This window comes from Amylibacter marinus (assembly GCF_030160015.1).
Classification (GTDB): Bacteria; Pseudomonadota; Alphaproteobacteria; order Rhodobacterales; family Rhodobacteraceae; genus Amylibacter; species Amylibacter marinus.
Map to the genome: position 1 here is coordinate 32,285 of NZ_BSNN01000005.1, position 12,342 is coordinate 44,626.

General features: G+C 57.7%; 14 protein-coding genes. 8 read left to right on the plus strand and 6 right to left on the minus strand.

The annotated features are described in order from the left end of the window. Positions 1–284: 284 nt before the first annotated feature. Both QQL62_RS10610 and QQL62_RS10615 read left to right on the plus strand, forming a co-directional pair. A complete protein-coding gene (locus tag QQL62_RS10610) occupies positions 285–983 on the plus strand; it encodes a DnaA N-terminal domain-containing protein (RefSeq protein ID WP_284378813.1) in 699 nt (232 codons plus the stop codon). A gap of 71 nt (positions 984–1,054) precedes the next feature. Then, complete coding sequence (locus tag QQL62_RS10615; protein ID WP_284378815.1) at positions 1,055–1,489, plus strand: hypothetical protein; 435 nt, start codon at positions 1,055–1,057, stop codon at positions 1,487–1,489. A 68-nt stretch (positions 1,490–1,557) separates the two neighbouring features. Here the strand turns inward: QQL62_RS10615 and QQL62_RS10620 are convergent, their stop codons facing one another. The 3 genes from QQL62_RS10620 to QQL62_RS10630 form a co-directional block, all read right to left on the minus strand. Further along, positions 1,558–3,066 (minus strand): di-heme oxidoreductase family protein, encoded by a 1,509-nt coding sequence (locus tag QQL62_RS10620; RefSeq protein ID WP_431355765.1) that lies wholly within the window; start codon positions 3,064–3,066, stop codon positions 1,558–1,560. A 71-nt stretch (positions 3,067–3,137) separates the two neighbouring features. Further along, positions 3,138–4,373: an imelysin family protein gene (locus QQL62_RS10625; RefSeq protein WP_284378818.1), complete on the minus strand. Its 1,236-nt coding sequence runs from the start codon at positions 4,371–4,373 to the stop codon at positions 3,138–3,140. Positions 4,374–4,561: 188 nt separating this feature from the next. Further along, entirely contained in the window at positions 4,562–5,443 is an 882-nt protein-coding gene (locus QQL62_RS10630; protein ID WP_284378821.1) for a LysR family transcriptional regulator, read from the minus strand. Between the two features lie 104 nt (positions 5,444–5,547). Between QQL62_RS10630 and QQL62_RS10635 the strand changes: the two genes are divergently transcribed. The 3 genes from QQL62_RS10635 (at position 5,548) to tal (ending at position 7,792) form a co-directional block, all read left to right on the plus strand. Then, positions 5,548–6,090: an NADPH-dependent FMN reductase gene (locus QQL62_RS10635; protein ID WP_284378822.1), complete on the plus strand. Its 543-nt coding sequence runs from the start codon at positions 5,548–5,550 to the stop codon at positions 6,088–6,090. A 40-nt stretch (positions 6,091–6,130) separates the two neighbouring features. After that, positions 6,131–6,742: a GntR family transcriptional regulator gene (locus QQL62_RS10640; RefSeq protein WP_284378825.1), complete on the plus strand. Its 612-nt coding sequence runs from the start codon at positions 6,131–6,133 to the stop codon at positions 6,740–6,742. Positions 6,743–6,844: 102 nt separating this feature from the next. Beyond that, positions 6,845–7,792, plus strand: a complete 948-nt coding sequence (gene tal / locus QQL62_RS10645) for a transaldolase (protein WP_284378827.1) — start codon at positions 6,845–6,847, stop codon at positions 7,790–7,792. A 120-nt stretch (positions 7,793–7,912) separates the two neighbouring features. On the opposite strand, the gene QQL62_RS10650 is transcribed toward tal, so the two are convergent. Next, complete coding sequence (locus tag QQL62_RS10650) at positions 7,913–8,710, minus strand: siderophore-interacting protein (protein ID WP_284378828.1); 798 nt, start codon at positions 8,708–8,710, stop codon at positions 7,913–7,915. An 18-nt stretch (positions 8,711–8,728) separates the two neighbouring features. Here QQL62_RS10650 and QQL62_RS10655 point away from each other — a divergent pair, with 18 nt between their 5' ends. The 3 genes from QQL62_RS10655 (at position 8,729) to QQL62_RS10665 (ending at position 11,210) form a co-directional block, all read left to right on the plus strand. Continuing rightward, positions 8,729–9,010, plus strand: coding sequence for a hypothetical protein (locus QQL62_RS10655; protein ID WP_284378831.1), 282 nt, complete (start codon positions 8,729–8,731; stop codon positions 9,008–9,010). Positions 9,011–9,064: 54 nt separating this feature from the next. Then, on the plus strand, positions 9,065–9,313 hold the full coding sequence (locus QQL62_RS10660; RefSeq protein WP_284378834.1) for a hypothetical protein: 249 nt from the start codon (positions 9,065–9,067) through the stop codon (positions 9,311–9,313). 127 nt (positions 9,314–9,440) lie between these two features. Continuing rightward, positions 9,441–11,210, plus strand: coding sequence for a glycosyltransferase (locus QQL62_RS10665; RefSeq protein WP_284378836.1), 1,770 nt, complete (start codon positions 9,441–9,443; stop codon positions 11,208–11,210). On the opposite strand, the gene hpaR is transcribed toward QQL62_RS10665, so the two are convergent. Then, positions 11,207–11,656: a homoprotocatechuate degradation operon regulator HpaR gene (gene hpaR, locus QQL62_RS10670; protein ID WP_284378839.1), complete on the minus strand. Its 450-nt coding sequence runs from the start codon at positions 11,654–11,656 to the stop codon at positions 11,207–11,209. The two genes, QQL62_RS10665 and hpaR, sit on opposite strands and share 4 nt — an antisense overlap. Before the next feature lie 135 nt (positions 11,657–11,791). Beyond that, on the minus strand, positions 11,792–12,342 hold a 551-nt coding region (locus tag QQL62_RS10675), incomplete at its 5' end, for a glycine cleavage T C-terminal barrel domain-containing protein (RefSeq protein ID WP_284378842.1).

The following is a 12,342-nucleotide window of genomic DNA, read 5'->3' on the forward strand; positions in this document are numbered from 1 at the left end:
AATGGGGAAAGAGATTGAGAGGCTGTGCTATTTCTCTTGACAGAATCAATCCACTAGACGCAAATACAAGAAGAATTGGGAAAAGCGTTGGCAAAGCCGCAAAGGCTAAACCATTCGGCAACCATTCTAGGGCTTCTCCAGTGGCCGATGCATCTGTGCACCGCGCCATTGCAACAGGATATCCCCCATGGGGCCCCCTAGGCTGGCGGCGTTCGGTAGATCAATATATAAATAATAATCCCAAGATAACAAAGCTGGATCACCAGCACAGCAGGGATAATCGCATGGCGGTTCGCAGAGCAGTTGGCCAACAGGCATCGGTCAAAAAATATGATATTCTATCGGCAATGATGGTCTATGGTCTGGCGCAGGAAAAACAGCGCCAGAAATTGGTAATGCGTTTGTTGGCGTTGATCACTACGCGTTATAATTGGCGCAGTGACGAGCTGACCATGGGGCACAAGGAAATCGCCCGCCTATGGTCTGTGGATCCGCGCACGGTAAAACGCGAGATGGCCAAGATGCGCAGCCTAGGATGGATCACAGTCAAACGTCAGGGCGCGCGCGGCCGTGTCAGCACCTATGGGATGTGTTTTGATAATCTGCTGGAAACCAGCCGCCCGCATTGGCCGGCCATTGGCCCCGATTTTGAGGAGCGCGCCGCCACACTGTTGCCCAGCAAAGCGCCAGAGACCACAGTGGTCAAAGTGGCCTTTGGCACCGATGGCCCAGCCCCCGAAGAGGGCCCACCGGAAACCGCCCCCTGGCGTGATCTGCGCGCGGCCCTACGGGCCCAAGATAGCGCCATTTTCGAGGCGTGGTTCGCGCGGCTTGAATTTGTTGGGTATGCTGAGGGCGAGCTGGTTGTGCGCGCGCCTTCTGATTTCGTGGCCCGCTATATTGATACCCACCTTAGCCGCATGTTGTTTGAATGCGCACAGATCTACTATTCCCAGCTGCGGGCCTTGCGCTTTCAGGTTTAGCCCGTAGAAATCACAGTGAATCATTGGCACCGCGCATTTTCTGCGCTAGCCTATCGCCAAGGAGCTGGGGCATGTTTTTCAAACAACGGATGACCGCATTTTTGGTGCGGTTTTGTATTACCTTGATCGGATCTACAGTGGTGGGGCTGGTTGTGGCAAAATATGTAATTGTGATGGACAAGCAATCGGTGGCCGCGCGTGTGAACGCATTGCAAACTGGGGTCTATGCCAGCAATCAATCCCTGAAGGCAGATTTGGAACGGTTTCAGGAAACCAATCTGGCCGCGTTTATCGAACTTCAGGATATGATGCGCGCGCTCAGCGCACAGGTAGAGGCCATGCCCGACCCCGTGCCACAACAGCCCCAGATTGATCACCGCGCAGAGATGTCTAAAATTCAGGCCCAGCTACAGCAGCTTAGCTCTGATACCAAAGAATTAGAGGCCGCCATATGGGCCGAGATTGTGGCGCGCGAGCCAGACCCCAGCGCGCCAGTGGCCGAGTAACCAGCCGCTGAACCATAGGGCAGGGGGCGCAGTAATCGGTGATACCGGGCCCCCGAGAAGGTTTTGCATCATAGGCTTTCGATAAAGGCGATCAGGGCATCGCGTTGGGGTTTTGACAGCCGTAGCACCTGTTGCTTGGCCGTCTCGGCCTCGCCGCCGTGCCATAGGATCGCCTCTAACAGGTTGCGCGCGCGCCCGTCGTGCAGAAAGCGCGTGTGGCCGCTGACCTGTTGGGTTAGGCCTATGCCCCATAGGGGCGGCGTGCGCCATTCGCGTCCCGTGGCGCGCGCGGCGGATACACCATCGGCCAGATCTGGCCCCATGTCATGTAACAGCATATCCGTATAGGGCCAGATCAGCTGAAAGCTCTGCTCGGGCAGGTGGGTCAGGCGCTGGGTTACGAATTTTGGTCTATGACAGGCGATACAGCCGCTGTCGTAGAATATCTGTTTGCCCTGTAGCACCTCGGGCGCATCTACGCGGCGGCGTTTGGGCACCCCAAGGTTGCGGGCATAAAATGTGACCAATCTCAGCGCCTCGGCGGATATTTCGGCATTGTCATGCGTGGGGGTATTGCCATTGGGTGCGGCGCGGCATGCGGGCTGGTTTGGGGTGCAATCGCCGTGGCCTGCAGGGTGTAGGGGGGATGAAATGCCAATGTCATTAGAAAATGCGGCCGCCGATTGATCCAGCACGCTGGCGGAGGTGGCCTTTAGACCAAAGCGCCCCAATGCGGTTTGGCCAAGGGCGCCAGAATACACCATATTTGCGCGCCCAGAGATGCCATCCCCGTCGGCATCATCGGGATCGGCATGGGCGATGATATCCGTGGGGTCTATGGCCTCTAGCAGGCCTAGGCCGATCATCTGTGGGGCGATGCGGGGTGCGGCGATGGTCTGTGGGTGCATTGGCCCATAGGCCAGATCGTGCAGGTGGTATTCTGGGCGTTGCAGGGTGATTTCTGTACCATCAGCGAATGTGATCGGATAATCGGTGGTGGTGATCTCGAAGCGGCCCTCGGCGGCATGGCCCGGGGCGGCCAGATCCTGAAACTGGGCGCCATAGGTGGGATCGGGCAGGGTGGCGAGATAGCCGGTGATATCGGATGTATCTGGATGTGGGTCAGGGCGCGCAAGGGCCAGCACCAAGGAGACCGCGCGATCGTCATTGTTTGCTGGTGGGTGGCCACGCCCGTCTTTCAAATGGCACCGCTGGCAAGAGCGCGCATTATAAAGCGGGCCCAGGCCATCGCTGGCGAGGGTAGAGCTGGGGGAGGATACCCATAGTTTGCGAAACAGCGCGTTGCCCAATCTAAAATTCAGCTGATCGGCGAAAGAGATATTGGCCGATGGGTCAGAAAAGGCATCTGAATTTTTACGCACAGGCACGCTGGCGGCGCCTGCGGGGTTGGATTCAAATTTTTCAGGCGCAGAAAAATCGGATGTGGGGGCGGTGACTGCGGCAATGCGCGCGGATTCATCGGCGGTGCGCGGGATCACATTAGGCGCGGTATCCGCCCAAGGCATGTTGGGTAAGATTAGCGCCGCCAACAGGGGGCCGTGGGATAATCGATACATGGTTTGCCTTGGGGCCTGTGGCCAGTTGGTTGGCGCCGCAGCCCCGTTGGGTGCGGCGCCGATTTGCAGTATTAGTGGAAAACCGCGTCTGGGTTGTCAAGGCTATCAGAGCCTTCGATCGCGATGGCATCAAGGCCCAGTGCTACGGTGGCGCGCTCGATTGATTTGGTCTGTTTTACCAACGCATTGACCGCATTCATGATCAGTGCTTCGCCTTTGGCGTTGCCGCGCTCTAGCATTTGATCATAGGCAAATCCGCCCTCTGCGGCGGCCTTTAGCGCGCCCAATTCACCCATTGTGGCGGCCAGATCCGCCTGTAGGGCTGTATCAACGCCGGCGTCTTTTGCCGCGACCAGATCCGCCAGAGAGGCACCAGAAATCACAGTGCCATCAACGCGGGTGTATTTGCCAAGGTAGACGTTTTGCACGCCCAAGCCATCGTAGAAATGGCTGTTGTGGGTATTGTCGGAGAAACAATCGTGCTCTTCCTCTGGGTCGTTCAACATCACGCCCAGCTTCATGCGCTCGCCGGCCTGTTCGCCATAGGACAATGACCCCATTCCGGTGAGGATGGTTTGTAGGGATAGACCATCGCGTGCGGCGCCCTTGGGGGCCCATTGGGCGGTCATCCATTCCAGATCGCTGACCAGCAGGTCAGTGGCGGCGCGCAGGTAATCGGCGCGGCGCTCACAGTTGCCACCGGTACAGGCGGCACCTGTGGCATAATCGGTTGCTGGGCGGTTGCCTGCGCCTGCGCCGTGGCCGTTTAGATCTTGGCCCCAGAGCAGGAATTCAATGGCGTGATAGCCGGTGGCGACGTTGCTTTCGACCTCATCAGCTTCGTGCAGGGTGTCTGACAGCAATTCTGGGGTGATTTCTGTCGCATCGATCGCTGTGCCAGACAGGGTGAAGGTGGGGTTGGCGATTACGTTCAGTGCCGCATATTCGTTTTCATCGGTAGCGCCGCCGTAGGTGGCATCTACGTAATCGATCAGGCCTTCGTCCAGGGGCCATGCATTTACCTTACCTTCCCAATCGTCAACGATGGGGTTGCCAAAACGGTAGGCTTCGGTTTGTTGGTAGGGCACGCGCGCGGCCAGCCATGCGGTTTTGGCGGCATTTAGCGTGGCATCGGAGGGGGCGGCGATCAGGGCATCTACGGCAGATTTTAACGCCTGTGCGGTGCTTAGGCTGTCTGCGTATTTTGCCTGAGCGATGGCGGCATAATTGTCCAGCACTGCGCTGGTGTCTGCCATGACTGGTAGGGAAAATGCACAGAGCGCAAGGGCCGAAAGGGTGGTTTTCATGATCTGGTTCCTTAGATCTTGGGCAGGTTTTTGGGGCCTGCGGATGGATATGGGGTTGCTGAGTGGTGGGTGACCCTGTGGCGTGGTGGCGGGCGGGTCTGCTCTGGCTATATCCGACTAATTAAATCGGTTAATTGAGGGATAGCAGGGGGTGGGGGGGTGTGCAATAGTTGATTTAAATACTCGGGTTATTCCGTGCCCGAGAAATCCACCACGCGGTGTAGGATTTTAAGAAAGGCCTGCACCTTGGGTGTGCGGTGCAAATCCACATGGGTCACCAGCCAGATGGGGGTTTGCCATTCGGGGCGTGGGGGCATCACCTCGGTCAGGTCTGGGTCGTGGATGGCATCGCGTCTGGGCAAAAACCCGATGCCCAGACCCGCGCTTACCGCCGCCGCGCGCAGGGCATTGTCTTGCGATCGAAACCGCAGCGCCGATGCGGGGACGCATTCATGTAGCCAGCGCAGGAAGGGCGGGCGCGGGTCTGGTTGGGCGCCGCCCACGAAATGATGATGCGCAAAGCTATGCTCGCTAGGGGGCAGGCCGTGGGCATCGATGTATTTTTGGGCCGCAAACAGCCCCAGCTGAATCCCCCCAAAGGCGCGCACCACATTATCAGGATCATCGGGCTGGCGCCCCACCCGTAGGGCCACATCGGCCTCGCCCAGCTCTAGTTTCACGATTTTATCGCCTGTTATGAAATGCACCCGTACCTCTGGGTGCTGGGTGGTGAATTCATGGATGGCGGGCAACAGGTAGGGGGCCATAGTATTCAGCGAGGTGATGGTGAATTCGCCGCTAAGGGTTTGGGATTGGCGCTGTGCTTGGCGGGCCAATTGAGCAAAGCGCGCATCGGTTTCCTCGGCGCTACGCAGCAGCGATGCGCCCAGATCTGTGGGGGTAAAGCCGCGCGCGTGGCGCAGGAACAGCGGCGCGGCAAAGCTGGCCTCGAGCAGGTCTATGTGGCGGGTGACTGTGGCGCGGTGAATGCCCAGCACCTGTGCGGCGGCGCTGACGGTGCCGAGGCGGGCCACCTGTGCGGCGGTGCGGATTTCTGTCCAGTGGTCCATGGGCTACCTGTTGCAAAAATGCGCATAACCCGCGCATATGGGTCTGTTGTTGTTGAAAACCAAGATAGGGCATAAGCAAGGAAACTGCAAATCGGAGACATAAGATGAAGATCGTAACCCTAGCCGCCAGCAACAGCGCCCAGTCCATCAACCAGATGCTGGTTAATCACGCCAGCGATGTATTTAAAACAGAGTTGAATCCAGAGGCCGAGGTCGTGGCCCTGCGCCTAAGTGATTACGAGATGCCCATTTACGGTATTGATCACGAGCAGGCCCATGGTGTGCCCAGCCCCGCGGTGCGGTTTCTAGAGGCTATTGGTGATGCGGATGCGCTGATCTTTGCCTTTGCCGAGCATAACGGCAATTATACGGCGGCCTATAAAAACGTGTTTGACTGGGCCTCGCGCCTTGGCAAGCCTGTGTTCCAGCAAAAGCCGATGGTGGCGCTTGGCACATCCCCGGGGCCTGGGGGGGCGCAGAATGTGCTGAATCTTGCGCTGACCTCGGCGCCACATTTCGGGGCTGATATGCGCGGATCTTTGTCGGTGCCGGTATTTGGCGAGGCCTTTGACCCAGAGGCGGGGGTCTTGGTGGATGCGGATCTGGCCGCGGCCCTGCGCGATGCGCTGCGCGGATTGCTGGCATAGCGGGCTTGCGGGGGGTGGTTCTGTCTTTTAATGCTGGGGTATGAGCACCGCGCGCAGTGAAACCATATCAGAGCAGATCCTTGCGACCCTAAGCGAGGAGATCATCCGCGGGGTTCTTCCGGCGGATGAACGATTGCGCCAAGATTATATTGCACGCCGATTTGACACCAGCCATGTGCCGGTGCGCGAGGCGCTGTTGCGCCTAGAGGCGCGTGGTTTGGCCATCAGCATCCCGCGCCGCGGCGTGCGGGTGGCGGCGATTGGGGCCAATGATATCCGTGAAATAAAGGCCATGCGCCTAGCGCTGGAACCTGTGGCGCTACACCATGCCGCCCTGCGGTTTACCCCGCGGGATCTGGCGCGGGCGCGCGCGGCGCAGATGGCCTGTGATCAGGCCAGCGATCTGTATGAATGGGAGGCCAAGAACCGTGCCTTTCATGCGGCTATATTGGCGCCTTGTGGGATGCCGCGCATGTTACGGGCTACCGAATCTTTGCAATTCTTGGCGGCGCGCCACATTCTGCACCTGTTGGCCAACCGCTGGGAACAGCGCGTTGACCGCGATCATCATGCAATCATAGCCGCCATTGCGCGGCGCGATGCGGATCGCGCGGTTCTGGTTTTGAAAAAGCACCTTCAGCGTCTGCGCTAGGGGGTGGGCGGGCGTGCATTGATGCTGGCATATCTGTTGTGACGCGCCTATGGTAGCCGCGAATGTGGGAGAGGGCATCGCCCTGAACAAAAGGAACAGATTATGACAAGCGTATTGGATCAGCTTCGCGAAATGACCACGGTGGTTGCCGACACAGGCGAAGTGGCGGCGGTGAAAAAATATCAGCCCGTGGATTGCACCACCAACCCATCATTGGTGCTGGCCGCGATCAAGGACCCCGACTCTGCGGATCTGATTGCCGCAGAAATCGCCGCGGGCAAGGCGGCGGGCAAAACCGCATCACAGGTCTGCGATGTGCTAACGGTCGCCATTGGCGCCGAGCTGGCCGCGATTGTGCCCGGGCGCGTCAGCACCGAGGTGGATGCGCGCTTGTCATTTGATACAAATGCATCCGTGGCCCGCGCCCAAGAGATTGTCGCCGAATACGCCAAACGTGGCGTTGGCAAAGAGCGCATTTTGATCAAGCTGGCCTCTACATGGGAAGGCATCCGCGCCGCAGAAATCCTGCAAAAGCAAGGCATCGATTGTAACCTGACGCTGCTGTTTTGCATGGCACAGGCCGTGGCCAGTGCCGATGCGGGTGCATTCCTCATCTCGCCCTTCGTCGGGCGTATCACTGATTGGTACAAAAAGGCCGAGGGCGTAGACGGCTATGCCCCTGATGAGGATCCAGGCGTGAAATCTGTGCGCTCTATCTACGATTACTATAAATCAAATGGGATCGATACCATCGTGATGGGCGCCTCTTTCCGCAATAGTGACCAGATCAAGGCGCTGGCGGGCTGTGATAATCTGACTATCGGGCCAAAATTCCTAGAGGAAATGGGCAACGAAACCGCGGACCTGCCCCGCGCCCTATCCCCAGAAAACGCCAGCGGCGTTGCCGCGATTTCCATGAACGAGGCTGATTTCCGCTGGGCTATGAACGCCGATGCAATGGCCACCGAAAAACTGGCCGAGGGCATTCGCAATTTTGACAAAGACCACAATACCCTCATCGCCCTCGTCGGCGAAAAAATGCAGGGCTAAGCCCCCTTGGGTGTGCGTTTGGGTGCGGGGAGACCTGCACCCAAACGCGCCGCCCCGCAGTCCCGCCGGCCGGCTTCCAAATCTTTTAAATATCCAAATTCTACCGCCGCGGGCGGGCACTTATCCCGCTTCGGCGCGCTTCATCTGTTGGTGTTGATCCTCGATCAGGCCTATTTTCCAATAGCCTGAAATATAGGTATCCGCGCGCGGCACATTCATTTCCTGTGCTAAAAAACCACGCAGAGATTTAATCACACCAGATTCCCCCGCGATACAGGTCTGCACACGCCCCTCGCGCCAGTCCATGGCGCGGATGAAATCCTCTTGTGCGCTCGAGGGCTGGCTGGGGTCTGGGTGTACCAGCCAATGAATGTCAATGCCGGCGGGGGCGTCGATGTCTTGCTTGTCCTCGGGGCTGGTAATTTCAAATACGGCGGTGCCGATGGCATCGCGGGGCATGGCCTCTAGGGTGGCGGCCGCCACGGGCAGGGCGGATGGATCCGCCGCCACCAAATACCAATCCGCATTATACGCGGCAATTTTCACGCTGCTTGGCCCCGAAAACCCTAGAAAATCGCCTGCCCGCGCGCGGTTGGCCCATGCGGATGCGGGGCCAGCTGTGCCGTGATCGACAAAATCGATATCCAGCTCTTGGGTCTCTGGGCGGTGGTGGCGCACGGTATAGGTGCGGCGCAGGGGCAGGGGGCCGCTGTTGATGCGCGCATGAAACTCTGCGCGGTTTTCGCCCTGCTCTGGTAGGATGATTTTGCAATTTGCCCCCTCGCGGCCTGTGGGGATATCGGCCAATTCGGGGCCTTGGAAGGTAACGCGGATCATGTTTGGCGTCAGGTGCCACGCGCGTTTCACCGTTAGGATTTTCGGGCTGGGGCGTTTTTTGGGTGTGGATTGCTGGGGCATGGGGGGCTCGTTTTTTAGTTGACTATTTTTATCGGAGATAAGTCGCCCCTGCAATCCCTTTTCTATCGCATCGCCCAAACGCACCTAATCGGCCAAGGCACGGGCCGGGTGGGTGTTGTCGATGTAGAATTTCACACCATCCAGCAGCTCTTCTTGGCTGCCAAATTGCGCCGCGGCCCTGTGTTATTTTTCCAAGCAGAGCGCCCGTTGGGTATATGCGCCACATCGCGTGAAAAGTGGCGAAAATGCACCGTATTGGCCGGTAAACCCGCCAAAAATGCAGAAAACGCCCAGATTTGATTGATCAAATTTTACATATTTAGTACAAGGCATGGATAAAAACGGAGAGATACCATGAAATATGTAACACCTATCGCGACAGCGGCTGCCTTGTCTGTAGCCCCTGTGCAGGCCGGTACATTGACCGAGCCGGCAGTAGAAGAAATGATTGAAATGGAAGACAAGAGCAGCTCTTCCACTGGCATTTTGGTGCCATTGTTGCTGTTGGGCGTTGTGGCCGCTGTGATCGCCTCTAGCGATGACGACGACGATGATAATACCATCACCACGACATTGCCATCACCGAGCCAAAACGACGGTTAATTGGCATAGACCTACAAAGATCTATAACCCGCGTATGGTAAAACCTGCGCGGGTTATTGCATTTTGGGCCATAGATGCCCAAGGCCGGCCCCGGGGGAATTCATCGGATAATTGACAGGATAGATAAGTGATAGATTTATACATTGACGCGGGCATTGGGGTGATAAAACTATGTGGACCAGAGCAAATCACCGCCTCTGTCCAGAGCCTATTGCCCTGTCAGACAACCTGTGCTCCCGACATTCAGCCGCGCGGGCAGATTTTGGTACAGCCGACACCGCAGGGCACATGGCAGATTTCCACCAATGGCGCCCCGGCCGCTGGCCCATTTAACACCGCCGAAATCTTTGGTCAGATCGCTGATGTGGTGGCCCAGCTTAGCGCCCCTACTGGCCTCGCCGAGGGCACCTTGCTGTCGGCCAGCGTGGTTTCACAGGGGCAGGATGCTACCCTGATTTTAGGCGGGCCAGCCAGCGGCAAATCCATTCTAGCCGCATGGATGGTTGATGCGGGCTTTTCTATCCTATCAGATGGGCAATGTGTTTTAGCGTCATCGGGGGATCTGGTGTCTGGCTATGCTGGCCTGTTGGCGGTGCCAGAGGCCAGCGCGGGCAAGGTGGCGCGGCTGGCGGCCTTTGGGTCTATTCTGGCCTTTGATTATCGCGGGCGCAAACACTTCATTCTGGATGATGCATGGCGCAGCCAAGGCCAAAGCCTGCGGCCCTCGATGATTATCTTGGTAGACTATGACCGCCAGCACGAATTTTCGCTAACGCCCCTAGGGCCAGATGCGGCCATGGCCGAGATTGCGGCGCTTTATCCCAGATGGGGTGCGGGTGATTTGGGGGCGGTGGCGGCATTGCTGGCGCAGACCCCTGTGGTCAAGATCAGCTATGGGCTGACCAAACAGCTGGGCGGGGTGGTGGATCAGCTGGCGCATTACACAGCCCGTGTGCGCCCCAGTCTTGAGACATTTCAGAAATTTGCGGGGGCGCTTGGGGCACGTGGTGGGGATATTGAAAATGCCAATCATCCGGTGCCCGCCCCCACGCCGCCGCGCGGGGCGGCCAAGCTGACCATAGGTATGGCCACCTATGATGATTACGACGGGGTGTATTTTTCGATTCAGGCCATGCGTTTGTATCACCCAGAGGTGCTGGATCATGTTGAATTTGTGGTGATTGACAATCATCCTGATGGGATCTGTGGTGCGGCGCTCAAGAGACTAGAAGACAGCATTCCCAATTATCGTTACATCCCCGCGGGTGATATCGTGGGCACCGCTGTACGCGAGCGTATTTTCGCAGAGGCGGCGGGGGAATTTGTCCTGTCTATGGATAGCCATGTGTTTTTTCAGCAGGGTGTTTTGCGCCGTTTGCTGGATTACATCGAGGCCAATCCAGACAGCAATGACCTGTTGCAGGGGCCGCTGGTGTTTGATGATTTGGCCGAAATTGCCACCCATTTTGTACCCGAATGGAAGAGCGGCATGTATGGCCGCTGGGGCATTGATCCGGCGGGGCAGGATGCGGATGCGCCGCCCTTTGATATCCCCATGCAGGGTCTGGGGGTTTTTGCCTGCCGCAGGGCCGCGTGGCCTGGATTCAACGCTCGGTTTCGCGGGTTTGGTGGCGAAGAGGGCTATATCCATCAGAAATTTCGCAATGGGGGCGCGCGCACGCTGTGCCTGCCGTTTTTACGCTGGGTGCATCGTTTCGAGCGCCCCTTCGGCACCCGCTATCCAAACCGCTGGAGTGAGCGATTTCGCAACTATTGGATTGGCTGGAGCGAGGTTGGCCTGCCACTAGAGCCGATGATTGCCCATTTTGAAGAATTGATGAATACAGAGAAAATGCACCGTTTGATTGCAGAGCTAGAGCAAGACAAAAGCGCCTAGACGTCCATTTTGCGCAATCTGTTCAGCAGCTCTAGCAGGGTATCCCAATCCTGTGGGCCGAATTCGCGTTCTAGGCGTTCGAATAGGGCATTGCTTTCGCTGGCGTGGCGCTGAATGATTTCCATACCTTGGGGGGTGATTGTCACCACGGATTTGCGCCGATCTGTTTCGCCGGGTACGCGCGAGACAAAGCCATCTTGTTCCATTGCGCGCAAAATTCGCGTAAGGCTGGGTAACAGCAGGCAGGCGCGCTCTGCTATGGTGGTTTGCTCTAGGGGGCCGTCTTCGTGGATCACCCGCAGAACCCGCCATTTTTGTTCGCTGATTTGGCTCTGCGAGAGCATCTCGCGTACTGGGGCCATCAGGGTTTCGCGGGCGCGCAATAATGCGATCGGTAGCGATCTTTTGGTGCTGCGCAATTGAACTGCATCGGTTTTATCAATCATAGCTTTCACTAGCAGTCTGGTTTCCACTTGACAAGTTAAGCAAATTCTCGCGCCCCGGATCTGCCTTGGGATCCTGTGCTGCCTCTTCCTATAATCTGTCTTATGTTAATAATGATGGCAACCCCAATGCAGGGGCTAGCTGCGCAACCGTGCAAAGCTGGGGTCATAGGAATTGGGGGCGATAACCTCTGCCTCTACCAATGTACCACAGGCATCCAGATGCATCCGCGCCCCCAGTGCGCCACGGTCTGGCATAACAAAGGCATAGGCGATGTTCAGTCCCACCCGATGCCCCCATTCGCCCGAGGTCACGCTGCCCACCACATCTGCGCCGCGCATCAGGGATGCCCCAGCATGGGCGGGGGCGGTTTTGCTGTCTATTCTCAGGGTCACCATTTGGCGTGTTGGCGATGATGCGTGGCGCTGTTGCAGGGCCGCCTTGCCGATGAAATCGCCCTTGTCCAGTTTCACAAACCGCTGAAGCCCTGTCTCGAAGGGGTCATATTCGGTGATCAAATCCGCCTTCCAGTGCAGGAACCCCATCTCTAGGCGCATGCTGTCAACGGCGCGCGCCCCAAACAGGCGCATGCCGTGGGCCTTGCCCGCGCCGCGCAGTGCCAGATAGACCGCATAGAGCGATGCATTGGGGATGTGAATTTCATAGGCCAACTCGCCCGAAAAACTAA